The organism is Methylobacterium sp. Leaf88, from assembly GCF_001422795.1.
Classification (GTDB): domain Bacteria; phylum Pseudomonadota; class Alphaproteobacteria; order Rhizobiales; family Beijerinckiaceae; genus Methylobacterium.
This window is the reverse complement of record NZ_LMMK01000045.1, coordinates 61250-88011: the sequence shown is the minus strand read 5'-3', so window position 1 is coordinate 88011 and position 26762 is coordinate 61250. Positions and strand designations below refer to the sequence as shown.

Here is a 26762-nt window from a genome sequence, read left to right as displayed (position 1 = left end):
GAGCGACGGATCCCTGACAGGTGGCGAGGCGTCGGGACGATCGGGCGTGAACGGCGCCGCGCCCCGATGATCCCGTTCATCTACGATGGGGACCGCACGGGATTATGGCACCTCGGCCGGATGGCGCGAAGGCGGCGGGCGGCAGCGCGTGCGAAATGGCACCCGGTCCGGCGGTCGCCGCCGCGACCGGCTCTCACGGACCGCTGAGGAAGCCGATCCGCTCCCGCGCCGGCTGTCCGAGCCAGAGCAGGACGGTCCCGATCACGAGCCCGATCAGGGCGGCGGGCGCCAGGGTCAGGGGCAGGACCAGGATCTTCCAGAGCCAGGGGGCGACGCTTTCCACCGTGCCCTGGAGAGCGTTCGCCCGGTCCTTGAACAGGGTGAAGGCGAGGTCGCTGACGCTGGTGAGGCGCGGGGTGTTGTTCGCGACGGAGCGGGCACCGTCGTAGACGAGGCAGACGAAGCCCGCCGCCAGGAAGACGAGGCCGAGGAAGCGGCTGAGGAAACGGACCATCGCACCCGATCGCACCCGCCGGCATCCGCGCCGGCCCTTCAGGCTGAGTAGGAGGGCGCGCCGACGGGCGCAAGCCACCGGTGGCTCGGCCGGGCGTCGCGGTTTGCGCGGGATCGCGATCGCGCCATATGCGGGGCACGGGGCCGCGCGGCGCGGGGCCCATCCGCAACCCGAGACCCGACCGAACCCTATGCGCGACGCCTCCACGCTCCTCCATCCGGTGCCCGCGCCCGGCGCGACGGCCCCACCCCTCGCGCTGGTGATCTTCGATTGCGACGGGGTGCTCGTGGACAGCGAGCCGATCAGCCTGGCGCGCCTCACCGCCGGCCTCAACCGCATCGGCGTGCCCATCGACGTCGAGACCGTGCGGGCGCGCTTCGCCGGCACCTCGATGGTCTCGATCATGGGCCACATCGCCCAGGATTACGGAATCGCGGAGCCCGCGGGCTTCGTCGACGCCGTGAAGGCGGACACGCTGCGCGCCTTCGACTCGGAGCTCCGGGCGGTCGCGGGCGTCGCCGCAGCGGTCGCCGCCCTCGGGCTGCCCTCCTGCGTCGCCTCCAGCAGCGACCCCGTGCGCCTGCGTCACTCCCTGGGGCTGACGGGGCTGCTCCCGCTGTTCGAGGGGCGGATCTTCTCCTCGACCCTGGTGGCGCGGGGCAAGCCGGCGCCCGACCTGTTCCTCCACGCCGCCGCCGCGATGGGGGTCGCCCCCGCGGCCTGCCTCGTCATCGAGGACAGCGTGCCCGGCGTCACGGCGGCCCGCGCCGCCGGCATGCGCGTCGTCGGCTTCAGCGGCGGCGGGCACTGGACCCACGACCCGGCGGCCGCGGACCTGACCCGGGCCGGTGCGGCCCGGATCTTCCGCGACTACCGGGACCTCGCCGGCGTCATCGCCGCCGCTTGATCGGGTCTGCGAAGGAAGCACGCGCGCCGGAGGCCGAGCGGGGCCGTTTCTGCTAACGACTGTGCTGCATTCGGAAGATCGATCCGTTGACGAAACGCAGCGGGATGAGCATCTTCAAGACGTTCGGCGATGCCTGGAGGTGTCGCCGCGCCGCGGTGATTTGAAGTGTGTAGCTTGCGCCGCGTCATCAAACGCTAAAGCACCGCGATGCGCTCGCGCCTCGTGGTCCTTCTCGGAAAGGATGACTTGCCGTGACTGTCTGCAACGCATGCTTCCCGCGGGGCGATGCCCCGCGTCTCCGGTCCCAACACGGCCGTTGTCGACGCTGACCATCCCCTCGCGTCCCACCGTTCGTCTCGCGCCGGCCCCGCGCCGGCCACCGGAGTCCTTGTCATGCCGCATCTTCAGATCGAGGCCGAGCGGGCGCTGAATCGCCTGCACGCGGCCCCCAGCCTCGTGGATCACCGGGCGGAGCGCGCCCGCAACCGCCTCCATGCCGAGCCTGCCCCGCCGCGGGTCATCGAGATCGGCGAGATCACCGCCGGGATCGCCGTTCCGGAGCCCGGGGGCGTGCGCTTCTTCGCGTCGAGCCGCGACTTCGCCCCCCTCGACGGCACGGTCTACCGCAGCGTCGAGCAGGCGGCCCGCGCCGCCCGGGACCGGTTCCGCGACCGGACCCGTCCGGCTGCCCAGGCCCGGGGACCCCGGCTCCAGGCCGTTTGATGGGGCGAAGCCCCTCGCCTCAGACCGGCCAGGCCGCTCCGCGATAGGCTCCGTCCCAGAACAGGTATTCGAGGCGGGTGGCCTGGGTGTAGGCGCGGTGCATCCGGGCCCGGACCTCCGGCGAGGCGCCCCGGGCCGCCTCGTCGGTGGCCGCGATCATGGCGGCGACCGCCTGCGCGAAGTCCTCGCCCGCATAGGTGTCGATCCAGGCGCGGTACGGATTGTCGGCCCGCGCCCGGGAAAAGATGTCCCGGCCGATCTCGGCATAGATCCAGAAGCAGGGCAGCAGCGCGCCGAGCACCACCTCGTAGGGCTCCGCATAGGCGGTGGCGACGAGGTAGGAGACGTAGTGGTCGCAGGGCGGCGAGAGCGGGGTCTGCGCGAAGGTCTCGGCGTCGATGCCGTAATCGCGGAAGAAGCCGCCGTGGAGCGAGCGCTCCACCACGATGGCGGTCTCGGCCGCCCGGGCGAACTGCACCATCCGGTCGGGGTTCGGCGCCTTGGCGGCGGCCAGCGCCAGGGCCCGGCCGAAGCCCACGAGGTAGTGCGCGTCCTGCACGATGTAGTGGATGAAGCGCGCCTGCCCGAGGGTGCCGGCGGCGAGCTCGGCGTTGAACGGCATGGTGCGGATGGCCTCGTAGGCCGCCGCGTTGCGCGCCCAGGCCTCCCCCGAGAAAGCCTCCCCCGAGGACGTGGCGGCCAAGACGGTCTCCGTCATGCCCGGCTCTCCCGCTCGAACGACAGGGTGACCCCGTGGCGCGCCCGTCCGCCCGGGGCCAGCAAGCGCTGCGAATCCCGGCCCGTGAGGTCGCCCGCGAAACCGTCCCAGTCGGCATGGCCGGTCCAGCATTCCAGCGAGAGGAAGGGGGCCGTCGGCTTGGTCCAGACCGCGAGGTGGGGGAAGTCCGACACCGCCAGGCGGATCGCCGCGCCGTCGGGGCCGGTGAAGCGCATCCAGCTGCTCGCCGCATCCCGGAAGACCAGGGCCTCGGTGAACAGCGCCGGATCGAGGGGCAGGGTGTCGCCCTCCAGGGGGATCGGCCGCTCGTCGCGCAGGAGGAGGCCGCCCGCCCCGACCTCGGGGGCGAAGGGGCGCTCCGGGTGCTCGAACCGGACGGCGTAGCCGCCCCCGGCCGCGCGGGCGCCGCCGGCGAAGGGCCAGGGGAAGGCCGGGTGGAAGCCGAGCCCGTAGGGCAGGGGCACCGTGTCGGTGTTCTCGATCCAGATCTCGAGGTCGAGGAGGCCGGGGCCGACCCGGGCGGTGATGTCCAGGCGGAAGGCATAGGGATAGTGCACCCGCGTCTCGGCGCTGTCGGTGAGGCGCAGGCTCACGCTGTCGTCGGCCCGCTCGATCACCGTGAAGGGCAGGTCGCGGGCAAAGCCGTGCTGCGGCATCGGGTAGGCCGCGTCGCCCACATGGACCGTGCCGTCGGTGGAGGCGCCGACCACCGGGAAGAGCCACGGCGCGTGCCGGTTCCAGTGGGCGGGATCGCCGCTCCAGAGATAGTCGCGGCCGCTCACCTGCCAGGAGACGGGCTCGGCCCCGTCGGCGTCGATGACCGCCTGCGTGCCGTCGCCGGCCGTGATCGTGATCCGTTCGCCCATCTCTCGTCCTGTCGTCCGGCTGGCCGCCCCCGCGGTTGGGGGGGGCGGCGGGAGAGGTCCTCAGCGCGCCTTCAGCACCGCCCGGCAGGCGGCGGGAAGGGCCGCCATCGTCATCGGCGGCTTCGGGCGCGGCGGCTTCGTCGCGGGCTTCGGGTTCATGATCGCGTCGCTGAACCAGTAGGCCAGCTCCTCGCCGCAGCCGTCGCCGGAGGGCGGCGGGGCCTGGTCGCCGCACTGGTCCTGGCCCGCCGGACAGGCGAGGCGGATGTGATAGTGGTAGTTGTGCCCGTACATCGGCCGCACCTTCGAGAGCCAGGCGCGGTCGCCGCCGGCCTCGCGGCACAGGGCCTTCTTGATCGCCGGGTTGACGAAGATGCGCGCCACCTCGCGCTCCTGCGCCGTCATCCGGATCAGCTTGAGGTGCTCGGGGGTCCAGACCTGCGGGTCGATGTCGAGGCGGTCGGGGCGGACCACGTTGGTGGCGGAGGTCTCCTCGCGCTCGACCCGGCTCATGCGGTGGTCCGGCATCGGGGTCAGCCAGATGTCGGCGTCGAGGCCGAGCTGGTGCGAGGCGTGGCCGGTCAGCATCGGCCCGCCGCGCGGCTGGGACATGTCGCCGACGAGGAGGCCGTTCCAGCCGATGCGGGGCGCCTTGGCGGCCAGGCGCTCCAGGAACTCGACCAGCGGCGGGGTGCCCCACATCCGGTTGCGCGACAGGCGCATCACCTGCCAGGTCGGCCCGTCCACGGCCAGGGCCTCGCCGCCCGAGAAGCAGCCCTTGGCATAGGAGCCGTAGGCCTGGGCGGGGCCGGGGGCCGGGGTGGTGGCGCGGCCGAACAGGGCTTTGGCCGGCGTGTCCGGCGCGTCCGGGTTGGCGAGCGGTGGCAGGGGCTTCGGGTTGACGCTGCCCCGGTCCTGGGCCGCAGCGGGCAGGCCGAGACAGGAGCCGAGGAGCAGAAACGTCGCGAGGCGGAGGCGAAGGGTCAGCGGAGGGCTCCCGGGATCGCGTCCCCGCCGGGCGGGGCGCCGAGGATCGTCTGAGGCGAAGGTTCGCGGTTCACGCTAGTCCATCGGGGATCGCCCCGTCGAGGGTCCGCGGTGCCGCCCTATTCCACCGGCGCCACGGCGATCCGGATCGTGTCGGCGGGCGCCCCGCTGACCAGGAGAGTGATCGGCGCGGTGCCGAGCTGGAACCGCACGCTCTTGGCGAGCATCGGGCAGCCGGGGCGCATCGTGCTGGCGGTCGGGGGCCGCGTGGTCCGGTCGTCCTGGCTCACGTCGATCCAGGCCCGGTCCGACAGGGTGACCTGGTAGGCGCCGGGGGCCAGGGGCGCCGCGAGGTGCAGCACGCCGCCATAGGAGCCGGGTTTCGGCGCCCGCGAGGGCGCGACGGGCGGGGCGACCGCCTCCTGCGGCTTCAGGGCGAGGATCGCGGCCGGCATCGCGGCCGGCAGGGTGCCGCCGGATTCCACCCGCGGCAGGCTCGCGGCCGAGAACCAGGCCTGCTCGCGCAGGAGCGACCAGTCGAACTGCGTGCAGGCCGCCGGGTCCGCGGGCGGCGACGCGCCGGTCTCGCCGGCGGGCTGCGCCTGCCCCCGGCCGGCGGACGGCGCCAGGAGAGCGGCGGAGAGCGCGATCGCGGCGAGCCGGCGCATCGTCCTCAATCCACCGCCACCAGGACGTCGGACGACTTCACCACGGCATAGGCCTCGCCGCCCACGGTCAGCTTCAGGCTGTCGACGGATTCGTTGGTGATCGAGGCGGTGACCAGCTGGCCGCCGGCGATCTCGATCTTCACATGGGCCGTGGTGGCCCCCTTCTCGACCGAGACGACCTTGCCCTTGAGGACGTTGCGTGCGCTGATCTTCATACGATGGGTTCCCTCCCCTTGGCCCGGCCCGGACGGATGGGCCGGCGCGGCGGGACGATGCCGTTCGCGCCGGCGCGGTGCAACCCGTCCGGATGCAACCCAGCACCGGAGCCCACGCGACCGTGATCGGGCTCACGGGGCTTCGTCCTCCTCTTCCGAAACCCGGCGGCGCGAGCCCCAGGCGGCGAGGGCGGCGTTGAGGTCGTCGAGGACGAAGTGGCGGGCGCTGTCGCGGTCGTAGCCCTCCGCGAGAAGGTCGTCGTATTCGGTGAAGACGTGGCGGGCATAGGCCACGAGGGCGAGCCAGGCCGCGTTGTCCGGGCGCGCGTTGCGCAGGCCCGGGCTCGCCAGGGCGCGGTCGATCACCGCCTCGGTCTCGAAATCGGGCAGGCGCGGCGCCGCCTGCGCCAGGGCCGCCGCCACCGCCTCACGCCGGTTCATCGCCCGTTCTCCGTCATCGCCGCCCGCCGCCCGCATCCGAGTCGGGCGGGCACGAGGTGCGCGACCGCGCCGCAAAAGTCCACGACCGCCGATGGCTGCCGGCCCACACGCCGCGCGGCCGTCCCGGCGGGGGGCGTCGTGCGGGGGGCGCCGCCCGGCGGCGGCGTGGTGCGCCGGCTCCCGTGCCGCCCGTCGTCGCCGGCGCATCCACCCGCACGGACCCCCGCCGGCGGCGCTCGCATCGAGAGGTTGACAAGCTCTCGGCGCGCCTGCGCCGCCTGACCTGTGCCGAAACGGGATGTCTCAGGCACTGACACCCGTCGCTCATTCGCGGAGACCACGTAGAGGGGGCACCACGACTGCCTGATGCTTTGTCGTGAATTGTTCGATAATGATTTCGTGTCAAATGTTGAGGGTCGGGCTCGGAAGCCGGACCGCGCACCAGGTTGACGGACCCGCTCGTGACCCAGGACAATTCCGTTCTCATCGTTTCGGACAGGCCGCAACTGGCGGCCCTGCTCTGCCGCGCCGTCGAGAACGTGCTCGCCTGCCGCTGCATCGAGCCCCGCGAGGCCCTGCCGGCGGTGCTGCCCCTCGTCGCCGTGGTCGACATCACCGGCGACGCGCGCCTCGCCGCCGCCTGGATCGTCCGGCTCCACGGCGCCCGGATCGCGAGCCTGGAGCTCACCAACCGGCCCCCCGCCGCGCGCGGCCGAGCCGCCGTCGCCACCCGCACCCTGCCGGCGGATGCACCCCGCACGGCGGTCCTCGCCACCCTCTTCGCTCTCGTGGACGCCTGGCAGGCCGCCCGCCGGAGCGCCGTCGCCGCCCCCATCCGGAAGGTCCGGGACATCGCCGAGCGGGCGCGGGCCGCCGTCGGCCTGGTGGCGGGCGCCTTCGAGGCGGCCGAGGCCGGCCGTCCCGTGAGCGCGGAGGGGGTCGATGCCGGCACGGAGCTGATCCTGGCAGCCGTCTCCGATTCCGGCATCCGCACCTGGCTCGACGTCATCCAGAGCCACGACCAGCAGCTCTACCAGCACTCCCTCAGCGTCGCCGGCTACGCCGCCGCCTTCGGGGCCGGCCTGCGACTCGCCCGCGCCGACCAGAAGCGCCTGGCCCAGGCCGCCCTCCTGCACGATGTCGGCAAGGCGAAGATCCCCCTGGCGATCCTGAACAAGCCCGGCCGCCTCACCGCGGAGGAGATGGCGGTGATGCGCACCCATCCGGCCGTCGGCGCCGACCTCCTCGCCGCCCAGGGCGGATTCGACGCCGCGACCCTCGCCGTGGTGCGCTCGCACCACGAGATGCTCGACGGCAGCGGCTATCCCGACGGCCTCGCGGGGGCGGCGATCCCCGATCTCGTGCGCCTCGTCACCATCTGCGACATCCACTCGGCCCTGACCGAGCGGCGCCCCTATCGCGATCCGCTGCCCCACGGGGAGGCCCATGCCCTGATGCAGGGCATGGTGCCCAAGCTCGATGCCGACCTCCTGGCGGCGTTCCGCCGGGTCGTGCTGCAGGGCGTGCTCGACGACGCCGTCGTCTGAGACGCGATCCCGGGCGCCGTCCCGCGCGGACGAGGCCCGACGCCGTCCGGCGGTGAACGTCTCGCTATGATGAAATTCTCGGCACGATAATGCCTGTCGAACGGGATCATCTCCCGGGGGCGCGCAGTCCAGAGAGATCCTCTCCGCCGTGGCACGCATTCAAAAGAACGTTTCATTGATTCTCGTGCGTGCAACGGGCACGTTTTCGTCAGAACGACGTCACGGAAAACCCGTGGCAGAGCCCGGTTCACAGAGCACAGATCTCTCGAATGTCCAGAGTTGGCCAGCGCTCGTCTTGAGCGATGGCGCCGTCACGTCTGGAGATCTTTGGCGTCCACGAAAGTCACCCTATGTCGCTGCCCCGCATCGTCGGCTTCACCGCCAATCTCCAGCGCCCCTCGAAGACCCGGGCGCTGGCCGAGTCCCTCGCCGAGGCGGTGGGCACGCACCTGCGGGCCGAGATCCGCCTGTTCGACATGGTGGATGCCGGCACGGGCCTCGGGGCCGCCTGGTCGCGGGACCTGCTGCCGCTGCCGGCCCGCCGCATCGTCGAGGCCATCGAGGGCGCCGACGCGCTCATCGTCGGCTCGCCGGTCTACAAGGGCGCCTATACGGGCCTGTTCAAGCACCTGTTCGACTTCGTCGACCCGGCCGCCCTCGTGGGCAAGCCCGTGATCCTCTCGGCCACCGGCGGCGGCCCGCGCCACGCGCTCGTGGTCGAGCATTCCTTACGCCCCCTCTTCGGGTTCTTCAGCGCCCACACCATCCCGAGCGCGGTCTACGGCTCCGACGCGGATTTTCGCGACGGCGTCCTCGTCGACGACGGCGTGAAGGCCCGCATCGCCGACGCCGCGAGCCAGCTCGCGGACCTGCTCCAGGCCCGGGCCGCCCGGATCGCCGCGCCGGAGGCCCCGGTCGCCGCCTTCGCCAGCGCCGGCTGAAGGCGCCCCGCCGATGCTCTCCCGACGCACCCTCCTCGCCGGCGCCCTGGCGGCGGGCCTGCCCGCCCCGTCCCGGGCCGGGGAGGCCGGCACCTTCCGGATCGGCTACCAGAAGAACGGCATCCTCGTCGTCGCCAAGCAGCAGGGCGCCATCGAGCGGGCGCTGAAGCCGCTGGGCGTGTCCGTGCGCTGGACCGAGTTCTCGTTCGGGCCCCCCGTCCTCGAGGCCCTCGGCGTCGGCGCCATCGATTTCGGCCAGACCGGCGCGCCGCCCCCGGTCTTCGCCCAGGCGGCCGGCAATTCCCTCCTGTACGTCGCAGCCCAGGATGCCGGCGGCTCCGGCGAGGCGATCCTGGTGCCGCAGGGGTCGCCCCTCGGGACGCTCGCCGACCTCAAGGGCAAGCGCGTCGCCTTCGCCAAGGGATCGAGCGCCCACTACCTCGTCGTCCGCGCCCTGGAGAAGGCGGGGCTGGCCTACACGGACATCGAGCCCGTGACCCTGGCGCCGGCGGATGCGGCGGCGGCCTTCGCGCGGGGCGCCGTGGACGCCTGGGCGATCTGGGACCCGTACTTCGCCATCGCCGAGCGCCAGCCCGGCACCCGCATCCTGGCCAGTGCCGCCGAGATCGAGAAGCCCACCAACTTCTTCCTCGGCAACCGGGACTTCACGCAAGGCAACGCCCCCGTGGTCCAGGCGGCGGTCGGCGCTCTCGCCGAGGTGGCCGCCTGGTGCGAGGCGCATCGCCCGGAAGTGGCCGCCCTGCTGTCGAAGGGCACCGGCGTGCCCCTCGACGCGACGCAGCGCGCCGTCGACCGCAGCGTCTACGTCATCGCGCCGCTCACCGAGGCGGTCATCGCCGGCCAGCAGCGCGTGGCCGACCGCTTCCAGGCCCTGGGCCTGATCGCCAACCCCATCCGCGTCCGCGATGCCGTGTGGACGCCGCCGGCTCCCCCGGCGAGCAAGGGCTGACCGCAGAATGACCCCGTCCCTCACCACCCGCACCCTCGAGCGCCTGACGCCCTGGCTCGTGCCCGCCGTGATCCTGCTCGGCTGGCAGGTCGCCGCCTCGACGGGCCTCGTCTCCACCCGGTTCATGCCGGCCCCCTCGGGGGTCGTCGCGGCGGGCTGGGAGGCGGCGCGCAGCGGCGAGCTCTGGACCAACCTCTCGATCAGCTTCGCCCGGGCGGCCGTCGGCTTCCTGATCGGCGGCGGCATCGGCTTCGCCCTCGGCCTCGCCAACGGCCTGTCGCGCCTGTCCGAGCGCCTCACCGACACGACGCTGCAGATGATCCGCAACATCCCGCACCTGTCGCTGATCCCCCTGGTGATCCTGTGGTTCGGCATCGACGAAGAGGCCAAGCTCTTCCTCGTGGCGATCGGGGTGTTCTTCCCCGTCTACGCCAACACCCTGCACGGCATCCGCTCGGTGGACCCGCAGCTCGTGGAGATGGGCCGGGTCTACGGCATGTCGCCCACCACGCTCTTCACCCGCGTGGTCCTGCCCGGCGCGCTGCCCTCAATCTTCGTGGGCCTGCGCTACGCGCTGGGCATCATGTGGCTGACGCTCATCGTGGCCGAGACGATCTCGGCCTCCTCGGGACTCGGCTACATGGCGATGCAGGCCCGCGAGTTCATGCTGGTGGACGTCGTGGTGCTGGCGATCGTGATCTATGCCGGCCTCGGCAAGGCCGCCGACGCGGTCACCCGCCTGCTGGAGCGCCGGTTCCTGGCCTGGAACCCGGCCTACCGGAACGCGTGACGCGGCGGCGGCTCTCCTCCCGAAATCCTCATCTCCCCTTCGACGGTCCGTCCCATGCTCGCCACCGCCCTCCGCGTCCCCGAGGATTCCCCGATCCGCGATCCGAAACCCCGTGGGGTCGCCGCCCCGAAGGCGCCGGCCCGCGCCGCGCCGCCCTCCGCCACGGGCATCGGCGTCACCCTGCGCGACCTGCGGAAGGACTTCGACGGTCACACGGTGATCGAGGGCCTCGACCTGCACATCCCGGCCGGGCAGTTCGTGGCCGTGGTCGGGCGCTCGGGCTGCGGCAAGAGCACCCTGCTGCGCCTGATCCTCGGCCTGGAGCAGCCGAGCACCGGCCGCATCGCCCTCGAGTCGGGCGCCGTGCGCACGCCCCCGAAGCGCATCATGTTCCAGGAGCCGCGCCTGCTGCCCTGGGCCCGGGTCGTGGACAACGTGGCGGTGGGCCTCGGCGAGGGCGGCCGCAAGGCCGAGCGCCGCGCCAGGGCGCAGGCGGCGCTGGCCGAGGTCGGCCTCTCCGAGAAGGCCGGCAACTGGCCCGCGACCCTGTCGGGCGGCCAGCGCCAGCGGGTGGCGCTCGCCCGCGCCCTCGTCAGCCGCCCGGGGCTGCTCGCCCTCGACGAGCCCCTGGGCGCCCTCGACGCCCTGACCCGCATCGACATGCAGGCGATGATCGAGCGGATCTGGCGGGCGCAGGGCTTCACCGCGATCCTCGTCACCCACGACGTCGCCGAGGCCGTGGCGATGGCCGACCGCATCCTCGTGGTGGAGGCCGGCCGCATCGCCCTCGACGTCGCCGTGGACGTGCCGCGCCCGCGCCGGCGGGGCGATGCCGACCTCGCGGCCCTGGAAGGCCGCATCCTCGACCACCTGTTGTCCGAGCGCGCGCCGTCCTGAGCGCCGCCTCCCCGTCCAAGAAAGATTTCCCATGACCGGTCAGACCGACGTTCTCTGGTTCCTCCCGACCCACGGCGACGGCCGCTACCTCGGCGCCCAGGAGGGCGCCCGCGACGTCTCGCTCGCCTATCTGCGCCAGATCGCCCAGGCCGCGGACGAGCTCGGCTATTACGGCGTGCTCCTGCCCACCGGGCGCTCCTGCGAGGATTCCTGGGTGGTGGCCTCGGCGCTGGCGCCCCTGACGAAGCGCCTGCGCTTCCTCGTGGCCGTGCGCCCCGGCCTGCAGGAGCCGTCCATGGCCGCCCGCATGGCCGCGACCCTCGACCGGATCTCGGACGGGCGCCTGCTCATCAACGTCGTCACGGGCGGCGACCCGGTGGAGCTGCGCGGCGACGGCGTCTTCCTCGACCATGACGAGCGCTACGTCGTGACGGACGAGTTCCTGCACATCTGGCGCGGGCTGATGGCCGGCGAGACGGTCAGCTACGCAGGCAAGCACCTCCGGGTGGAGGAGGGCCGGGTGATCTTCCCGCCGGTGCAGACGCCCTATCCGCCGCTCTACTTCGGCGGCTCGTCGCCGGCCGGCATCGAGGTCGCGGCCGAGCATTGCGAGGTCTACCTCACCTGGGGCGAGCCCCCGGCGGGCGTCGCCGAGAAGATCGCCAAGGCCCGCGAAGCGGCCGACCGGAAGGGAAAAACCTTCTCCTACGGCATCCGCCTGCACGTCATCGTGCGCGAGACCGAGGGCGAGGCCTGGGCCGCGGCCGAGAGCCTGATCTCGCGCCTCGACGACGCGACCATCGCCAAGGCGCAGGCCACTCTGAAGCGCCAGGATTCCGTCGGCCAGAGCCGGATGATGGCCCTGCACGGGGGCGACCGCACCAAGCTCGAGGTCTCGCCGAACCTCTGGGCCGGCGTCGGCCTGGTGCGCGGCGGCGCCGGCACCGCCCTGGTCGGCTCGGCCGATCAGGTCGCCGACCGGATGAAGGAGTACATCGACCTCGGGATCGACCGCTTCATCCTGTCGGGCTACCCGCACCTGGAGGAGGCCTACCGCTTCGCCGAGCTGGTCTTCCCCAAGCTGCCCTTGCGCGCCACCACCGGCGTCGCGCCCACGAACGCCCGCAACAACGGCCCGTTCGGCGAGGTCATCGCCAACGACATCGTCCCGAGCCGGCGCATCGCGGCCCATTGAGGCGCTGACGTCGAAGGCGCCTCCTCGGCGTCGCCGCCGCTCATCGCGGGCACGACGCGGTGTCCGCGCTCCTCGCCCCGCAGGCGGCTACCGTATTCACGCATCCGCCTCTGCAAGCTTGGCGCGTCCCTCTCCCCCTTGTGGGAGAGGTGAGGAGTGGGGGGCGGGTGACCCTCAGCCGGCCGAGGCTGGCGGAGCCACCCCCACCTCCCACTCCTCCCCACGAGGGGGAGGAGGGCCGCGTCGTGCCGACAGGTGGAAATCCGGTCGCCGCAGGCGGGAAGAGAGCCTTCCCGGCGCTCCACCCCACCCCCAGCCCAAAGGACAGTCCCATGCCCGCCGCCACCCGCGCGCTCGCGCTCCGCTCCGACGGCACCCGCCGCGCCGGGATCCTGCTCGCCGCCCTGGCCGTGCTGACCTTCGGCGTCCTGCACGCCCGCGCGGACGAGAAGGTGATCCGCATCGGCTACCAGAAATACGGCACCCTGGTGCTGCTCAAGGGCAAGGGCCTGCTGGAGCAGCGCCTGAAGCCGCTCGGCTACCGCGTCACCTGGGCCGAGTTCCCCTCGGGGCCGCCCCTGATGGAGGCGCTGAATGCCGGGGCCGTCGATCTCGGCTCGGCCGGCGAGGCCCCCCCGATCTTCGCCCAGGCCGCCAACCCGGACCTGCTCTATGTCGGCCACGAGCCCGCAGCCCCCAAGGGCGAGGCGATCCTGGTGGCCCAGGACGGCCCGATCCGCACGGTCGCGGACCTGCGCGGCAAGAAGATCGCCCTGAACAAGGGCTCGAACGTCCATTACTTCCTGGTCCGGGCCCTGGAGCAGGCGGGGGTGCCCTACGAGGCGGTGACGCCGACCTTCCTGGCGCCGGCCGACGGGGCCGCCGCCTTCGCGCGGGGCGCCGTGGACGCCTGGGCGATCTGGGACCCCTACCTCGCCTCGGGCGAGCGCAGCACCGGCGGTCGCATCCTCGCCGACGGCACCGGCCTCGTGCCGAACCGCCAGTTCTACCTCTCGACCCGCGCCTTCGCCGCCGCGCACGGCCCGGCCCTCGACGCGACGCTCGCCGCCATCGGCGCGATCGACGCCTGGGCCAAGGACAACACCGACGCGGTGGCGGCCGAACTCGCCCCCTCCGTCGGCATCCCGGCGCCGATTCTCACGGTGGCCCTGCGCCGCCTCACCTACGGGGTCACGCCGCTGAACGCCGAGACCACCGCCGACCAGCAGCGGGTCGCCGACACCTTCCACCGCCTCGGCCTGCTGCCGAAGCCCGTGGACGTCGCCGCGGCGGTGAGGAAGCCCGGGAGTTGAGGCGGCTCAGCCCGGCAGCACCGGCGCCTTGACCGCCGGCAGGCGGTCGAGATCCGCCGGATTGAGGTGGGTGTGCGCCGCCACCAGGGCGTGCGGGGTGAGGGCGAGCCACTGGCGCAGGGAGATGTCCGCGTAGGTCGGGCTGCGGAACATCTCCAGGAAGGTCAGGGGCGTCGGGCCGGTGTTCTCGATGTAGTGGCCCATGGCGAAGGGGACGTAGCCGACGTCGCCGGCCTGGTAGTCGAAGGTGCGGGCCTTCGATTCCGAGCCGAACACCGTCATGCGGCCCTGGCCCGCGATGTAGAACTGCCACTCGTCGCCGTTCGGGTGCCAGTGCAGCTCGCGGATGGCTCCGGGCTCCAGCTCCACCAGGGCGGCCGCGATGGTCTTCGAGGCCTTGAACACCGAGGAATCGGTGATGCGCACGGTGCCGCCCGGCAGGCTGAGGGGGGCCTGGGCCAGCATCCGGTGGCTGAAGGGCTCCGGCACCGGGCCGCTGCCGCCCATCCGGTCCGCGTCGAGGGGGCCGGGCATCGGCCCCGGGAAGATGTAGAGTTCCTTCTCCGGCACGCCCGCGAAGGCGCTCTCCGGCAGGCCGAAATTCTTGGCCAGGATGTCCCTCGGCGTATGCGCCATCCAGTCGGTCAGGAGGAAGGTGGAATCCTCCGAGAACCCGCCATCGTCGAAGACCAGCAGGAACTCGCAGCCGTCGACACCGTCGGCGGACAGGCCCTGGATCGAATGCGGGATGCCCGAGGGGAAGTACCAGAGGTCGCCCGCGCCGACGTCGTCCGCGAAGGTCCGCCCCTGCGCGTCCACCGCGGTGATCCGGGCCCGGCCCTTCAGCATGTAGGCCCACTCGGCCTCCTTGTGCCAATGCATCTCGCGCACCACCCCGGCGCCGAGCCGCATGTTCACCCCCGCCATCGCCTTCGACACCGGCAGTTCGCGGATCGTCGTCTGCCGGGCCCAGCCCCCCTCCTCGAGGCGCATGTGGCTGTCGGCGAAGGACCATTTCAGGTTCGGCATCGTGCCGTGGTCGGTCCGGGGCGGGCGCAGGGTGAAGGGGTCCTGCGCCTCCCGGGCCGGGTTGCGGGGCCCCAGGATCGAGGCGCCGTCCTTGCCCCGGATCGGGCTCTGCGCCCCGGGGGGCGCGGGCTGAGCCTGCGCGCCGGCCACGGTGAGGAGGGAGCCCCCGGCGGCGGTGGCGGCCAGGAGGCTTCGGCGGGACAGGTCGGTCATGGGCAGCGGGTCTCGGGCATCGGGTCGCGTCTGGCGTCCGGGAGCGCCGCTGGGCGCCCCCACGCCCTCGTCAATCGGCCCCGCCGCCGGCCGTTCCGTGCCTCACGGCCTCGTGCGGCGGCCCGTCAGGCCGCCGCCGCGAGGGCGGGCGCCGGGCGCTCGCCCTGCGCCGCCAGGCGCTCCAGGAAGGCGGCGGCGAGGCGCCCGCGCGTCGCCGGGTCGTCGCTGCCCTGGCGCAGGAGCACCCGGTTGTCTTTGCGCACGATATGGGCGTGGGCGGGCACCGGCAGGGGCGGCGCGTTCGGCCGCAGGTCGGCGGCCAGCCCCTGCGGTCCGCCGCTGAGGCGGTGGATGCCGAGCCCGAGGCAGCCGACCCGGAGCCGGGCCAGGGCGATCAGGTCCTCGAAGGCGGCGGGCGGCGGGCCGAAGCGGTCGACCACCTCGCTGCGCAGGGCCTCCACCTCCTCCGGGTTCGCGAGGCGCAGGGTGCGGGTGTAGAGGCTGAGCCGCACCTCCGGCTCGGGCACGTAGTCGGCCGGCACGGCGCCCGACAGGCCCAGCCGGATCTCCGGGTTCCAGTCCTCGGCGGGCTCGCCCTTGGCGGCGCGCAGGGCCAGGTGCAGCAGGTGCTGGTAGAGCCCGAGCCCGATGAGCTTGACGTGGCCGGCCTGGTTCTCGCCGACGAGGTCGCCCGCCCCGCGCAGGTCGAGGTCCCGGGCGCTGATGGCGAAGCCCGCGCCCAGGCGGTCGAGGGCCTCCAGCGTCCTCAGGCGCTTTTCCGTGGCGGGCGTCAGCGGCCGGTCGGGGCGGCTCAGCAGGTAGACCACGCCGCGGCGCTGGCCGCGCCCGACCCGGCCGCGCAGCTGGTGCAGCTGCGACAGGCCGAAGCGCTCGGCATCCCAGACCAGCATGGTGTTGGCGCGCGGCACGTCGAGCCCGCTCTCGATGATGCTGGTGGCGAGCAGCACGTCGCCCTCGCCGTCGGCGAAGCGCACCATCACGTCGTCCATCTCGGCGGCGTTGAGCCCGCCGTGGGCCACCCGGGTCTGCAGGTCCGGCACCAGCTTGGCGAGGCGCGCCGCCATGGGGGCGATGTCCTCGATGCGCGGGCAGACCACGAAGCTCTGGCCGCCGCGCCGGTGCTCGCGCGTGAGGGCGTCCCGCATCGCCTCGTCCTCGAAGGGCCCGATCACGGTGCGGATGGGCTGGCGCACGGAGGGCGGCGTGGCGATGACGCTGAGGCTCTGGAGTCCCACCAGCGCGCTCTGCAGGGTGCGGGGGATCGGGGTCGCGGTGAGCGTGAGCACGTGGCCGTCCCCCGCCGCCTCCCGCAGCCCCTGCTTGATCTTGGCGCCGAAGCGCTGCTCCTCGTCGATGACCATCAGGCCGAGATCGGCGAAGCCCACGCCCTTGGCCGCGAGGCAGTGCGTGCCGACCACGAGGCGGATCGTGCCGTCGGCCAGCCCCGCCTTCACCCGCTTGGCCTCCGCGGCCGAGACGAGGCGGGAGAGGTGGGCGACCTCGAGGCCGAAGCGGGCGAAGCGCCGGGTGAAGGTCTGCACGTGCTGGCGCGCCAGCACCGTGGTCGGGGCGACGATCGCCACCTGCTTGCCGGCGAACACCGCCGCGGCGGCGGCTCGCAGGGCGACCTCGGTCTTGCCGAAGCCGACATCGCCGCAGACGAGGCGGTCCATCGGCCGGCCGGAGGCCAGGTCCGCCATCACGCCGCTCACCGCCGCCGCCTGGTCGGCGGTCAGGGCGAAGCCGAAGCCGGCGGCGAAGCGCTCCATCTCGCGCTCCCGGGGCACCAGGACCGGTGCCCGGATCGTCCGGCGCTTCTCGGCGTCCGCCAGCATCACCCGGGCGGCCCGGGCCATGCAGGCCTCCGCCTCGAGGCGGCGGCGTCCCCAGCTTCCGCCCTCCAGCTTGTCGAGGGTCACGGCCTCCACCTCGGAGCCGTAGCGCCAGATCCGGTCGGCCTGCGAGACCGGCACCATCAGGATGCCGTCGCCGGCAAAGCGCAGGCGCAGGGCGTCCTCGCTCCCGCCCTCGCCGGTGCTCACCGCCTCCAGGCCCTCGAACACGCAGAGCCCGTTGTCGCGGTCCACGGCGACGTCGCCGATGCGCAGCTCGACCTCGCCGATGGGCAGGATGGCGCTCGGGCCCCCGGCCGCCACGGTGGCGGCACGGGCGCCGAAGAGGTCGGCGGCGGCGACCACCGCCACCCCCTCGCCGGGCACCCGGAAGCCCGCCTCGATCGGGGCCTCCAGGCTGAGGAGCGCGCCGGGCTTGGCCGCGACGGCCTCGGCCCAGGCCCGGACCGTCCGGGCCTTGCGGCCCAGCGCCCGTTCGGCGATGCGGACGAGGCGCGCCAGGGGCTCGGCCGGTCCCGTGAGGAGGATGCGGTCGCCCGCCTTCAGGCGCTCGCGCAGGGTCTCGGCCAGGGCCGTGTTCGGCCGGGCCTTGCGCACGAAGGCCGGCATGGTGAGATCCTCGGCGCCCTCCGCCTCGGCCTCGGCGACCCGGCGCGCCGCGAGCTGGGCCGCCCAATCCGCGGGGCTGAGATAGAGGCCGCCATCCTCGGCCCCGCCGCGCCGGGACCGGGCCGCGGCCTCGCGGCCCTCGTCGATCTGCTCGAAGAAGGCCTGTGCCCGCTCCTCCGCTCCGTCCTCGACCACGAGGCGCGCGTCGGGCACCTGATCGAGGACCGTGACGAGGGACGGGTAGAACCGGGCGAGGCCGTGTTCCTGGCCGGTGAAGGGCGCGAGCCGGCTCTCCGAGCCCTCGGGCAGGAGGATCTCCGTGGCGGGGTCGATGACGAGCAGGTCGGCATCGGCCAGCGAGCGCTGCGAGACCGGATCGTAGGAGCGGATCGCGGTGACCCGGCCCTCCTCGTACTCGATGCGGCAGGGGCGGTCGGCGGCGGCCGGGAAGACGTCCACGGTCCGGCCCCAGACCGCGACCTCGCCGGGCTCGTCGACCCGGTCGTCGAGGATGTAGCCCAGCCGCTGCAGGAAGGCGGAGACGGCGGAGGGATCGAGGGCGTCGCCGACCCGGACCTCCAGGCGCGCCTGTGCCCAGGTCTCGGCCGGGGGCACGCGCTGGATCAGGGCGGGGGCGGTGGTGAGGACGATGTCGGGCAGGGCCGCGGTGTCGGTGAGCCAGCGCAGCACGCCGGTGCGCGCGCCCATCACCCCGCGCGAGGGCGACGCCCTGTCGTAGGGCAGGCAGTCCCATTCGGGGTAGATCGCGACGCTGCGCTCGGGCGACAGGGCGCGCAGGATCTTGGCGATGACGTCGAGCCGGTGGCTCTCGCGGGCCATGTGGATCAGGGGCTTGCCGGTCCGCGTCAGGTCCAGGAGGGCGACCGCCAGGGCACCGGTGGGCACCAGGGGCGCCACGATCTCGGGGCCGGCCGGGGCGGCCTGCGCCGGCGCCGCGGCCGGACGGCCCGCACCGGTCCCCTTCCCAGATTCCTTGCCGGCCCCCTTGCCGGATGCGGCGTCGGAAACCGTCTCGGCCGGTGTCCCCGAGGCCTTGCGGGAGGCGGGTTTCGGCGCCGCCTTGGCACGCGGCCCCTGGGGCGACGTCTTGGTCGGCCGCTCGACCGTTTTCTTGGCCGTTTCCTTGCCCGGTTCCTTGGCCGATCCCCCGGCCATTTGCTCGGCCGATCCCTCGGCCGTCGCGGTCGAAGCGGAAGACGACGCGGTCCTGCGTTTTGCCATCTGGGGTGTGCGCTGCCCGGCTCGAGGAGAGGACTCGGGAAACGCGGCCGGAGGGTCCGGGCTCCGTTCTTTCGCCCGCCGTCCCCAGTTTGTCGCAGGCCTGTGGATCACATCTCCGGGTCGGGCGCCGCCTCCAGGCGGCCCTGCGCGATGGCGGCCTGGAAGGCGGCGAAGTCGGCCTCGTTCTGGTCGCCGTAGGCCAGGGCCCAGTCGGCCAGGGCCTCGCGCAGGTCGCACTGGCGGTCGCGGCCGCAATAGCCCGCGATTGCCGCCGCATCCCCGGTGCGGGCATGCGCCCGCGCCAGCAGGGCGCCGTAGGCCCAGGAGAAGTAGATCAGCGGCTGGCCGGTGAGGCCGGCCACGGGGATGTCGCCCTTCATGTTCTTCATCTGGCGCACGTAGAACGGCCGGCCCTCGATGGTGGTCCAGCCCAGCAGCGGGTCGCCTACCGCCTGGAGCAGGCGCTGGCCGTAGATCACCCGCTCGCCCTCGTGGTCGCCGTAGGCGTCCGGCATGCCCGCGAGGTAGGGGGCATGGGCCGGCGTCACCGCCTCCTTGACCTGGAGGAAGAGGACGTCCTGGTCGGAATTCCCGCACAGGAGCGCCACGTAGGCGCGGGTGCCGACGCTGCCGACCCCGACGACCCGGTGGGCGACGTCCACCACGTGGTAGCGGCTGAGCATGAACCGGCGCTCGCGCGGCAGGGTCTCGGCATAGTGCTCCAGCCCGCCGATCACCGCCTCGCGGGTCTCGGCATCGACGCTCGTGAGGATCGGGGGGGCCGCCTTGAAGCGCCAGCCGCCGTCGGTGCGGCGCTCGCCGACCCGGGCGAGCAGGCTCTTGTTGTGCTTCTTGCGCGCCTTCTCCACCGCCTTGGCGATGACCGCCTCGGAATGGGTGTCGATGGTGAGCCCGGCGAAGTCGAGCTGGTCGGCCCGGGCCGCCTGGTGCCAGACGTCGAGGGGTCCCTGCGGCGCCAGCTCGGTCATGGTGTGCTGGTAGCCCGCCACCGCCGCGAGGGCGGCCTCGCGGCGCTCGGCCTTGGCGACCCCGTCGGTGCGCGCCGCCACCTCGATGCTGGCGGCGAGGCGCTTCAGGTCCCATTCCCAGGGGCCGATCGTGACCTCGTCGAAGTCGTTGAGGTCGAGGACGATGTCGCGCTGGGGCGTGCCGAACAGGCCGAAATTGGCCAGGTGCGCGTCGCCGTTCATCACCACCGCGATGCCGCTGCGCGGGGTGTGGGCGAGGTCCCAGGCCATGACGTGGGCGGCCCCGCGCAGGAAGGCGAAGGGCGAGCTCGCCATGCGGGCGACCCGGAGCGGGATGAGGTGCGCCTGGCGCCCCTCATGCGCCGCCTCGATCAGCGCGACGGGGTCGGGCCGGTGGGCGGGCGGCGTCCAGGCCGCGTGGGCGGCGTGCGGCACCGCCTCGCGCAGGGCCTTGCCGGCGTGGCGACGCTTGTCCCAGGGCTCGCCCGCCTCGCGCAGGTTGATGCGCGGGATGTCGGCGAGGGGCGCCAGCAGGATGTCGTCAGCCTCCGGGCGGACCTCGGTCGCGCTCGACCCGTCAGCGCGCAGGCTGACATCCTGGGGGCATTCCATGCACGGTCCTCACACGCGAATTCGTGAAGGACAAATCTTGACCGTTTGGGATCGTTCCCAGGGCAACACGTCTCAGGACCGGGATTCATCCCGGCGCGCAGCGTCGGGACGCGGCTGCGAAAGGCGACGTCGGCAAGGGGCGTTGCGGCGGCCGGCGTTCAGGCCCGGTCGTCCGCCCTTGGGGGGGAGGGCGAACCTCGAAGACGCGCCGCGAGGGGGCTGGTCGTTCAGGATGGAGGCCGGGGTCCGGATTTGAACCGGACGTACGAATCCTTGCGGGGATCCTGGCTCGACACTCACCCACCTGGCCGAGATCCAGGAAGCATGGAATCCGCGACGCGGCAAGGCGGATGTGCTTCGGGAACGCTGGCGTTGTCATCGCTCTCTGAAGACCATCCCCGTCCGCGACGCTGTCCGAAGCGTGCGTGGTCGCCCCCCCATCGGCGCGAAGCTTGCCCCGAAGGCCGGCTCCCCTGCGGGCCGGCGCCGATTGACCCGCAGCGGCAAACCGCGTTCTTGAGCGCGGCGATTCAGGAGTGCTTGAACGATGTCCGCAACGACCGTCCCGACGACGCCCTACGACGACCAGAAGCCGGGCACGTCCGGCCTGCGCAAGAAGGTGCCGGTCTTCCAGCAGGCGCATTACGTCGAGAACTTCGTCCAGGCGATCGTCGACTGCATTCCCGATCGGGCGGGCGCCACCCTGGTGCTCGGCGGCGACGGGCGCTTCCTGAACCGCCAGGTGGTGCAGACCACCCTGAGGATCGCCGCCGCCAACGGCTTCGCCCGCGTGCTGGTGGGCCAGGGCGGCCTGCTCTCGACCCCGGCCGCCTCCTGCGTCATCCGCAAGCACGGCGCCATCGGCGGCATCATCCTGTCGGCGAGCCACAACCCGGGTGGCCCCGAGGGTGATTTCGGCATCAAGTTCAACACCGCCAATGGCGGCCCGGCCCCCGAAAGCGTCACGGCGGCGATCCACGCGCGCACCAAGGCGCTGACCGAATACCGGATCGTCGCCGGGCCCGACCTCGACCTCGACACGATCGGCGAGACCCGGATCGGCGACATGACCGTCGCGGTGATCGACCCCGTCGCCGACTACCTCGCGCTGATGCGCGAACTCATCGACTTCGACGCGATCACGCGCCTGTTCGCCGGCGGCTTCCGCATGCGCTTCGACGCCATGAGCGCGGTCACCGGCCCCTACGCCCACGCCATCCTGGAGGGCGTGTTCGGCGCCGAGCCGGGCACCGTCCTCAACGGCACGCCGCGGGAGGATTTCGGCGGCCACCACCCGGACCCGAACCCGGTCCACGCCCACGACCTCTACGCGCTGATGCTGAGCGCCGACGCGCCGAACCTCGGCGCGGCCTCGGACGGCGACGGCGACCGCAACATGATCGTGGCCCCCGGCCTGTTCGTGACCCCGAGCGACAGCCTGGCGATCCTGGCCGCCCACGCCCACCTCGCCCCCGGCTACGCTCAGGGGCTCGCGGGCGTCGCCCGCTCGATGCCGACGAGTCGGGCTCTGGATCGGGTGGCGGCGTCGCTCGGCATCGCGGCCTACGAGACCCCCACCGGCTGGAAGTTCTTCGGCAACCTGCTCGATGCCGGCCTCATCACCCTCTGCGGCGAGGAGAGCGCCGGCACCGGCTCGAACCACGTCCGCGAGAAGGACGGGCTCTGGGCCGTGCTGATCTGGCTGAACATCCTGGCGGTCACGGGCAAGCCGGCCCAGGACGTCGTGCGGGGGCACTGGGCCGCGTTCGGGCGCGACTACTACACCCGACACGATTACGAGGAGATCGACGCCGGGGCCGCCAAGGGCCTGATGGAGGGCCTGCGGGCCAAGCTCGCCACGCTGCCGGGCAGCAAGCTCGGCGGCCTCACCGTCGCGGCGGCGGACGACTTCCGCTACGTCGATCCCGTCGACGGCTCCGTCACCGAGCAGCAGGGCGTGCGCGTCACCTTCGCGGAGGACGCCCGGGTGGTCTACCGCCTCTCCGGCACCGGCACGGCGGGGGCGACCCTGCGGGTCTATATCGAGCGCTACGAAGCCGCCCCAGACCGGCTCGAATTGCCGGTGGCGGAGGTGCTGGCCCCGGTGGTGGCGGTGGCCAACGCGCTGGCCGACATCGCCGCGCTCACCGGCCGCGCCGCGCCGAGCGTCGTCACCTGAGGGGCGCACGCCCGCACGGGCGCCCGTGATCCGGCGTCGCGGCCCGGAACAGGGCCGGGCGCCGGTCCCTTGTCCCCGCATCGATTCGAACGGTGCGAGGAGACGGGCTCACATGACGCTGGAAGGCAAACGCGCGCTGATCACGGGCGCGGATTCGGGAATCGGACAGGCGACGGCCGAGCTGTTCGCCCGCCAGGGCGCCGACGTGGCGATCACCTACAACACCGACGCGGACGGTGCCCGCGAGACCGCGCGCCGGGTCGAGGCGGCGGGCCGCCGCTGCCTCGTGATCCAGAACGATGTCGGCGATCCGGCCTCGGTGGCGGCGACCTTCGCGCGGGTCGCGCAGGATCTCGGCGTGCTCGACATCCTGGTGAACAATGCCGGCCAGGCGATGAGCGGCATGCCGGTGGCCGAGATGGACGACGGCAAGCTCGAGCAGATCCTGCGCGTCAACCTGATGGCCCCGGTCTTCTGCGCCCGGGCCTTCATCAAGGTCCGCCGGGCCCAGGGCGGGCGCGGCAAGATCGTCATCGTCTCCTCGGTGGCCCAGCACCTGCCCACCCCGGAGAGTGCCCCCTACGGCATGTCGAAGGCGGGCGTCGGCTCGCTGTGCCGCAGCCTGGCGCGGGAGCTCGCCGAGGATCGGATCAACGTCAACAACGTGGCGCCCGGCCTGATCGAGACGCCGATGACCGCCGACCGCTTCGAGAACCCGGACAAGTTCGCCCAGTCCCTGGAGCGCATCCCGTGGCACCGGGCCGGCCAGCCCGACGAGATCGCCAAGGCGATCCTCTACCTCGCCTCGGACGATGCCGACTACGTCACCGGCCACACCCTGGTGGTCGACGGCGGCCTGACCATGCAGTGGGGCGGCGCCTGAGGGGGTGACGGGGGCCGCGGGGCGGCCGCCCGGGTGGGCGGCGCCTGACGCCCGGTCCGGTCCGGGTCGGGCCGGACCTCGTCGGCCCGCCCCGCGCTCCGGCGGCCGGAAGGCCGGCGGAGCGCCCTGTGGCGAGATCGCGACGAAGCGGTCGCGAGGACACCCGCGTCGCGCCGGACCCCGGCCGGTCAGGCTTCGGGCCGACGCAGGGCGTCGATCAGGGCGCGAAGCGTCGGCGTCGCCTGCCGGCTCGGATGGTAGAGGTGGTAGCCGGGGAAGGGCGTGCACCAGTCCGCCAGAACCTGCACGAGGCGGCCCGCCGCGATGTCGGCGGCCACGTCCTCCTCCAGCATGTAGCCGAGCCCGGCCCCGGCCCGCACCGCGGCCCCCGACAGGTCCGCATCGTTGACGATGAGCTGCCCCTTGGCCCGCACGCGCACCTCCTGGCCGTCGCGCGCGAACTCCCACGGCAGCAATCCCCCGCCGCCGACCAGCCGGTAGTTGACGCAGTTGTGCGCGTCCAGGTCGGCCGGCGTCTCGGGCCGCGGATGGCGCGCGAAATAGGCGGGCGTGCCGACCACCACCGTGCGCAGGTCCGGCCCCAGCCGCACCGCCACCATGTCCCGCTCCACCGACTCGCCGAAGCGGATGCCGGCGTCGAACCGGTCCGCGACGATGTCGGCCAGGCGATCGTCGATGACGACCTCGACCGAGACGGCCGGATGGTCGAGGAGGAAGCGCGGCAGGGTTGGCTCGAGCACGCGGCGTGCGGCCGAGGAGAAGGTCGTCAGCCGGAGCGCACCGGACGGCGCACCGCGCCAGTCGGCGAGGGCTGCAAGGCCGCCTTCGATCTCCGCCAGCGCCGGGGCCAGCGACCGCACGAGCCGCTCGCCCGCCGGCGTCGGCGCGACGCTGCGCGTGGTGCGCGCCAGCAGCCGAACCCCGAGCCGTTCCTCCAGCCCGCGGACGGCGTGGCTGAGCGCCGAGGGCGACAGGCCGAGTTCCGCCGCCGCACGCGTGAAGCTGCAGGTGCGCGCGACCGCCGCGAAGGCCGCGAGATCATCGAGTGTGCCTCGTCGCATTGCTGAATTCCACTCACAGACCCTTGCCGATGAATCCGGCTAATCCCCCTGGGCCGGTGGCCTTATCCTGGGTGATAGCTGCAAGGATATGCAACAATGGACCTCACGCATTACCGTACGCTCGGCCGCTCCGGCCTGGCGGTCAGTCCCCTCGCGCTCGGCACCATGACCTTCGGGACGGCGCGCTGGGGGCTGGACGAGGCCGGCAGCCGCGCCGTGTTCGACGCCTATCGGGAGCGGGGCGGCAACTTCGTGGACACGGCCGACGTGTATGCCGGGGGCGAGGGCGAGGCGATGCTCGGGCGCTTCATCCGCGCGTCCGGCATGCGGGACGGGATCGTCCTCTCGACCAAGTCGGGGTTCGCGACGGGCAACGGTCCGCATGCGGGCGGCAACGGTGCCAAGCACGTCCACGCGGCGCTGGAAGGCTCGCTGCGCCGTCTGCGAACCGACTACGTCGACCTCTACTGGGTGCATGTGTGGGACGGGGTCACGCCGGCCGAGGAGTTGCTGGAGACGATGGCCGGTCTCGTGCGCGCCGGGAAGGTTCGCTATTGGGGCGTGTCGAACACGCCCGCCTGGTACGTTGCCACGCTCGCGACGCTGGCCGCACGACGCGGGCTGCCGGGGCCGATCGCCCTGCAGTACTTCTACGCCCTCGTGAACCGGGACGTGGAGGACGAGCACATCCCGCTCGCCGCCGCATTCGGCCTGGGCGTGGTGCCGTGGTCGCCGCTCGCCTACGGGCTGCTGAGCGGCACGTACGACCGCGCGACGGTGGAAGCGGCCGGACCCCGCGCGGGCGGCCTGCCGAGGGATGCGGCGGCGTCGGGCGAGGCGCGTCCCGCCGGCGACAAGCGGCTCGATGGGGCCAATCCGTTCGGCGACAGCCTGTTCACGCCGCGCAACTGGACCATCGTCGAAGCGGTGCGCCGGGTGGCGGAGGCCATCGGGCAATCGCCGGCGCGCGTGGCGCTCGCCTGGGTGATGGGGCGACCGGGTGTGACCGCGACGCTGATGGGCGTGAGCCGACCGGCGCAGGTGGCCGACAACATCGCGGCGCTCGATGTCGTGCTCGCCGCGGAGCATCGCGCCGCGTTGGAGGCGGTCAGCGCGCCGGCGGAGCCACGCCTGATCTACGGCCTGTCGCGAGCGCCGTTGCGGCAGGCGGTCGTGTTCGGCGGCGCGCGGGTTCAGGCCTCGGGCGAGGCGGCCTGAGGCCCATCCCGTCCCGCCCACGCTCCCGCGCCCTGAGCGAGCACCGCTCGATCGGACGGCCAATGTCCGACGTCATGGCGGTGCGCCCCAAGAGCGGACGGTCGGCCGGGGCGCGTCCCGGGCCTCGAAGGCCGTCCCTCGAGGGACTGTCAGGCTCATCCTGAACCCGACAGACCCTCGAGTCCTGTCCGGTCGTTGGTCTTTTCGGGAGAACCGGTTTCCCCGAATCCCGGACAACCGCTAGCGCGGGTTCTGCCAGGTGGTCGCGGCGGGGGCGGTGGTGACCGGGGCGAGGCTGCCGGTGGCGGCCGGGGCGGCGGGGCGGACCGGCGCGGCACGCTCCTCGGCCACCCGCAGCTTGGGCGGGGCGACCGCGGCCCGCCGGGCGGCGCGCACCCGGCGGCGGCGCGGGCGGGGGCTCTCGGCGGTGGCGCCGATATAGCCGCCGACGATGCCGCCCACGACCGCCCCCACCGGTCCGCCCACCAGGGCGCCCGCCACCGCGCCGGTGCCGACGCCCACCGTGGTCTTGCTCGCGGCCATCGCGGCCTGCGGGGCCGCGAGGGCGCCGAGGAGCAGCAACGCGGAAGTAAATGCCTTCATGATCCCCGTCATCCCTTGATTCCGGCTGCGGTCCCTGGCGGGCCACCGTGACGAAATCGGGGCCGCTTCGGGCCGGGGCGCGGGTTCGGCCCGCCGGGACTTGCGCCGGGCGGCGCCTGTGCTTTCCGCACATCAGTCGTCGCGGCCGGCCCCCGTCGTCGCGGCCGGCAGAAGGGCGAGGAGATCCGAAAAGTCCGGGCGCGCCGCGATGTCGGGCCCCGTGCAGGCCCGTTCCAGGTCGCGCCAGGGGCCGGAATCGAGGCGCGCCAGGGTGAGGAGCTCGCCCAGGAGCAGCCCCCAGGCCCGCATCTCGATCCGGCGCAGGGCCGCGCCGGCCGGCCCCGCGGGCAGGGTCGAGGCGGCGCCGAAATCGCTGACGACGGCGGCGCCGTCCGTGCCGTCCCACAGGATGTTGTGGCCGTAGAGGTCGCCGTGCAGGATGCCGCGGGCGTGGAGATGGGCGCAGGCCTCCGCGGCGGCGCCGGCGATGCGCAGGGCCGCCGCCGGCGTCAGGGC

25 protein-coding genes are annotated in these 26762 nt (G+C 73.3%); 12 read left to right on the top strand and 13 right to left on the bottom strand.

Going from position 1 to position 26762, the window contains the following annotated elements; translation table 11 throughout:
* Positions 1–193: 193 nt before the first annotated feature.
* The gene (locus ASF20_RS16940; RefSeq protein ID WP_056276046.1) at positions 194–514 is read right to left on the bottom strand and encodes a hypothetical protein; all 321 of its coding nucleotides are present in this window, start codon (positions 512–514) and stop codon (positions 194–196) included.
* A 190-nt stretch (positions 515–704) separates the two neighbouring features.
* On the opposite strand from ASF20_RS16940, the gene ASF20_RS16935 reads away from it, so the two are divergent.
* Both ASF20_RS16935 and ASF20_RS16930 read left to right on the top strand, forming a co-directional pair.
* Positions 705–1421, top strand: coding sequence for an HAD-IA family hydrolase (locus tag ASF20_RS16935; protein ID WP_056276043.1), 717 nt, complete (start codon positions 705–707; stop codon positions 1419–1421).
* Positions 1422–1814: 393 nt separating this feature from the next.
* Complete coding sequence (locus ASF20_RS16930) at positions 1815–2144, top strand: hypothetical protein (protein ID WP_056276039.1); 330 nt, start codon at positions 1815–1817, stop codon at positions 2142–2144.
* A gap of 19 nt (positions 2145–2163) precedes the next feature.
* Here the strand turns inward: ASF20_RS16930 and ASF20_RS16925 are convergent, their stop codons facing one another.
* The 6 genes from ASF20_RS16925 to ASF20_RS16900 all read right to left on the bottom strand — a co-directional run bounded on the left by ASF20_RS16925 (position 2164) and on the right by ASF20_RS16900 (position 6060).
* The gene (locus tag ASF20_RS16925; RefSeq protein WP_056276037.1) at positions 2164–2862 is read right to left on the bottom strand and encodes a TenA family protein; all 699 of its coding nucleotides are present in this window, start codon (positions 2860–2862) and stop codon (positions 2164–2166) included.
* Positions 2859–3749, bottom strand: a complete 891-nt coding sequence (locus ASF20_RS16920) for an aldose 1-epimerase family protein (RefSeq protein WP_056276034.1) — start codon at positions 3747–3749, stop codon at positions 2859–2861. Before ASF20_RS16920 ends, ASF20_RS16925 begins: the two co-directional genes overlap by 4 nt.
* A gap of 60 nt (positions 3750–3809) precedes the next feature.
* On the bottom strand, positions 3810–4736 hold the full coding sequence (gene mepA / locus ASF20_RS16915; protein WP_056276032.1) for a penicillin-insensitive murein endopeptidase: 927 nt from the start codon (positions 4734–4736) through the stop codon (positions 3810–3812).
* 119 nt (positions 4737–4855) lie between these two features.
* Positions 4856–5404 (bottom strand): hypothetical protein, encoded by a 549-nt coding sequence (locus ASF20_RS16910; RefSeq protein WP_056276029.1) that lies wholly within the window; start codon positions 5402–5404, stop codon positions 4856–4858.
* A 5-nt stretch (positions 5405–5409) separates the two neighbouring features.
* Positions 5410–5619: a TOBE domain-containing protein gene (locus tag ASF20_RS16905; protein WP_055948660.1), complete on the bottom strand. Its 210-nt coding sequence runs from the start codon at positions 5617–5619 to the stop codon at positions 5410–5412.
* A gap of 132 nt (positions 5620–5751) precedes the next feature.
* Positions 5752–6060: a DUF2293 domain-containing protein gene (locus ASF20_RS16900; protein ID WP_056381971.1), complete on the bottom strand. Its 309-nt coding sequence runs from the start codon at positions 6058–6060 to the stop codon at positions 5752–5754.
* 446 nt (positions 6061–6506) lie between these two features.
* Between ASF20_RS16900 and ASF20_RS16895 the strand changes: the two genes are divergently transcribed.
* The 7 genes from ASF20_RS16895 to ASF20_RS16865 all read left to right on the top strand — a co-directional run bounded on the left by ASF20_RS16895 (position 6507) and on the right by ASF20_RS16865 (position 13713).
* Positions 6507–7607 carry an HD domain-containing phosphohydrolase gene (locus ASF20_RS16895; RefSeq protein WP_244472689.1) on the top strand — a complete coding sequence of 367 codons (1101 nt, stop codon included), beginning with the start codon at positions 6507–6509 and terminating at the stop codon, positions 7605–7607.
* Positions 7608–7957: 350 nt separating this feature from the next.
* Positions 7958–8548, top strand: coding sequence for an FMN reductase (gene msuE / locus ASF20_RS16890; protein WP_056211764.1), 591 nt, complete (start codon positions 7958–7960; stop codon positions 8546–8548).
* Positions 8549–8561: 13 nt separating this feature from the next.
* Complete coding sequence (locus ASF20_RS16885; protein WP_056276026.1) at positions 8562–9518, top strand: aliphatic sulfonate ABC transporter substrate-binding protein; 957 nt, start codon at positions 8562–8564, stop codon at positions 9516–9518.
* Positions 9519–9525: 7 nt separating this feature from the next.
* A complete protein-coding gene (ssuC, locus tag ASF20_RS16880; RefSeq protein WP_056211769.1) occupies positions 9526–10308 on the top strand; it encodes an aliphatic sulfonate ABC transporter permease SsuC in 783 nt (260 codons plus the stop codon).
* 54 nt (positions 10309–10362) lie between these two features.
* Positions 10363–11205 carry an ATP-binding cassette domain-containing protein gene (locus tag ASF20_RS16875; protein WP_056276022.1) on the top strand — a complete coding sequence of 281 codons (843 nt, stop codon included), beginning with the start codon at positions 10363–10365 and terminating at the stop codon, positions 11203–11205.
* 31 nt (positions 11206–11236) lie between these two features.
* Complete coding sequence (gene ssuD, locus ASF20_RS16870) at positions 11237–12400, top strand: FMNH2-dependent alkanesulfonate monooxygenase (RefSeq protein WP_056276019.1); 1164 nt, start codon at positions 11237–11239, stop codon at positions 12398–12400.
* 332 nt (positions 12401–12732) lie between these two features.
* Positions 12733–13713 carry a sulfonate ABC transporter substrate-binding protein gene (locus tag ASF20_RS16865; RefSeq protein WP_056211775.1) on the top strand — a complete coding sequence of 327 codons (981 nt, stop codon included), beginning with the start codon at positions 12733–12735 and terminating at the stop codon, positions 13711–13713.
* A 6-nt stretch (positions 13714–13719) separates the two neighbouring features.
* Here the strand turns inward: ASF20_RS16865 and ASF20_RS16860 are convergent, their stop codons facing one another.
* From ASF20_RS16860 to ASF20_RS16850, 3 genes are all read right to left on the bottom strand, one after another.
* Positions 13720–14955 (bottom strand): oxalate decarboxylase family bicupin, encoded by a 1236-nt coding sequence (locus ASF20_RS16860; RefSeq protein ID WP_056276016.1) that lies wholly within the window; start codon positions 14953–14955, stop codon positions 13720–13722.
* 125 nt (positions 14956–15080) lie between these two features.
* Positions 15081–18614: a DEAD/DEAH box helicase gene (locus ASF20_RS16855; RefSeq protein ID WP_244476464.1), complete on the bottom strand. Its 3534-nt coding sequence runs from the start codon at positions 18612–18614 to the stop codon at positions 15081–15083.
* A gap of 173 nt (positions 18615–18787) precedes the next feature.
* Entirely contained in the window at positions 18788–20281 is a 1494-nt protein-coding gene (locus ASF20_RS16850; protein WP_082501407.1) for a DUF2252 domain-containing protein, read from the bottom strand.
* A 547-nt stretch (positions 20282–20828) separates the two neighbouring features.
* Between ASF20_RS16850 and ASF20_RS16845 the strand changes: the two genes are divergently transcribed.
* Positions 20829–22460 carry an alpha-D-glucose phosphate-specific phosphoglucomutase gene (locus tag ASF20_RS16845; RefSeq protein ID WP_056276013.1) on the top strand — a complete coding sequence of 544 codons (1632 nt, stop codon included), beginning with the start codon at positions 20829–20831 and terminating at the stop codon, positions 22458–22460.
* Positions 22461–22572: 112 nt separating this feature from the next.
* The gene (locus ASF20_RS16840; RefSeq protein ID WP_056276009.1) at positions 22573–23343 is read left to right on the top strand and encodes a glucose 1-dehydrogenase; all 771 of its coding nucleotides are present in this window, start codon (positions 22573–22575) and stop codon (positions 23341–23343) included.
* 188 nt (positions 23344–23531) lie between these two features.
* Here ASF20_RS16840 and ASF20_RS16835 read toward each other — a convergent pair whose 3' ends face one another.
* Positions 23532–24425, bottom strand: coding sequence for a LysR family transcriptional regulator (locus tag ASF20_RS16835; protein ID WP_056276006.1), 894 nt, complete (start codon positions 24423–24425; stop codon positions 23532–23534).
* Between the two features lie 96 nt (positions 24426–24521).
* On the opposite strand from ASF20_RS16835, the gene ASF20_RS16830 reads away from it, so the two are divergent.
* Positions 24522–25643 (top strand): aldo/keto reductase, encoded by a 1122-nt coding sequence (locus tag ASF20_RS16830; protein WP_056276003.1) that lies wholly within the window; start codon positions 24522–24524, stop codon positions 25641–25643.
* 240 nt (positions 25644–25883) lie between these two features.
* On the opposite strand, the gene ASF20_RS16825 is transcribed toward ASF20_RS16830, so the two are convergent.
* Both ASF20_RS16825 and ASF20_RS25040 read right to left on the bottom strand, forming a co-directional pair.
* Complete coding sequence (locus ASF20_RS16825) at positions 25884–26246, bottom strand: hypothetical protein (RefSeq protein WP_056211846.1); 363 nt, start codon at positions 26244–26246, stop codon at positions 25884–25886.
* Between the two features lie 132 nt (positions 26247–26378).
* Positions 26379–26762 (bottom strand): protein kinase (locus tag ASF20_RS25040; protein ID WP_244476463.1); only part of this gene is annotated, 384 nt, incomplete at its 5' end.

What these genes read in the sequence shown, in the direction of transcription:
- ASF20_RS16925 (WP_056276037.1), bottom strand. Translation starts at nt 2,862, where the DNA reads ATGACGGAGACCGTCTTGGCCGCCACGTCCTCGGGGGAGGCTTTCTCG.
- ASF20_RS16830 (WP_056276003.1), top strand. Translation starts at nt 24,522, where the DNA reads ATGGACCTCACGCATTACCGTACGCTCGGCCGCTCCGGCCTGGCGGTC.
- ASF20_RS16905 (WP_055948660.1), bottom strand. Translation starts at nt 5,619, where the DNA reads ATGAAGATCAGCGCACGCAACGTCCTCAAGGGCAAGGTCGTCTCGGTC.
- ASF20_RS16860 (WP_056276016.1), bottom strand. Translation starts at nt 14,955, where the DNA reads ATGACCGACCTGTCCCGCCGAAGCCTCCTGGCCGCCACCGCCGCCGGG.
- msuE (WP_056211764.1), top strand. Translation starts at nt 7,958, where the DNA reads ATGTCGCTGCCCCGCATCGTCGGCTTCACCGCCAATCTCCAGCGCCCC.
- ssuC (WP_056211769.1), top strand. Translation starts at nt 9,526, where the DNA reads ATGACCCCGTCCCTCACCACCCGCACCCTCGAGCGCCTGACGCCCTGG.
- ASF20_RS16920 (WP_056276034.1), bottom strand. Translation starts at nt 3,749, where the DNA reads ATGGGCGAACGGATCACGATCACGGCCGGCGACGGCACGCAGGCGGTC.
- ASF20_RS16900 (WP_056381971.1), bottom strand. Translation starts at nt 6,060, where the DNA reads ATGAACCGGCGTGAGGCGGTGGCGGCGGCCCTGGCGCAGGCGGCGCCG.
- ASF20_RS16840 (WP_056276009.1), top strand. Translation starts at nt 22,573, where the DNA reads ATGACGCTGGAAGGCAAACGCGCGCTGATCACGGGCGCGGATTCGGGA.
- ssuD (WP_056276019.1), top strand. Translation starts at nt 11,237, where the DNA reads ATGACCGGTCAGACCGACGTTCTCTGGTTCCTCCCGACCCACGGCGAC.
- ASF20_RS16910 (WP_056276029.1), bottom strand. Translation starts at nt 5,404, where the DNA reads ATGCGCCGGCTCGCCGCGATCGCGCTCTCCGCCGCTCTCCTGGCGCCG.
- ASF20_RS16845 (WP_056276013.1), top strand. Translation starts at nt 20,829, where the DNA reads ATGTCCGCAACGACCGTCCCGACGACGCCCTACGACGACCAGAAGCCG.
- ASF20_RS16850 (WP_082501407.1), bottom strand. Translation starts at nt 20,281, where the DNA reads ATGGAATGCCCCCAGGATGTCAGCCTGCGCGCTGACGGGTCGAGCGCG.
- ASF20_RS16855 (WP_244476464.1), bottom strand. Translation starts at nt 18,614, where the DNA reads ATGGCCGGGGGATCGGCCAAGGAACCGGGCAAGGAAACGGCCAAGAAA.
- ASF20_RS16930 (WP_056276039.1), top strand. Translation starts at nt 1,815, where the DNA reads ATGCCGCATCTTCAGATCGAGGCCGAGCGGGCGCTGAATCGCCTGCAC.
- ASF20_RS16875 (WP_056276022.1), top strand. Translation starts at nt 10,363, where the DNA reads ATGCTCGCCACCGCCCTCCGCGTCCCCGAGGATTCCCCGATCCGCGAT.
- ASF20_RS16885 (WP_056276026.1), top strand. Translation starts at nt 8,562, where the DNA reads ATGCTCTCCCGACGCACCCTCCTCGCCGGCGCCCTGGCGGCGGGCCTG.
- ASF20_RS16940 (WP_056276046.1), bottom strand. Translation starts at nt 514, where the DNA reads ATGGTCCGTTTCCTCAGCCGCTTCCTCGGCCTCGTCTTCCTGGCGGCG.
- ASF20_RS16835 (WP_056276006.1), bottom strand. Translation starts at nt 24,425, where the DNA reads ATGCGACGAGGCACACTCGATGATCTCGCGGCCTTCGCGGCGGTCGCG.
- ASF20_RS16865 (WP_056211775.1), top strand. Translation starts at nt 12,733, where the DNA reads ATGCCCGCCGCCACCCGCGCGCTCGCGCTCCGCTCCGACGGCACCCGC.
- ASF20_RS16935 (WP_056276043.1), top strand. Translation starts at nt 705, where the DNA reads ATGCGCGACGCCTCCACGCTCCTCCATCCGGTGCCCGCGCCCGGCGCG.
- ASF20_RS16825 (WP_056211846.1), bottom strand. Translation starts at nt 26,246, where the DNA reads ATGAAGGCATTTACTTCCGCGTTGCTGCTCCTCGGCGCCCTCGCGGCC.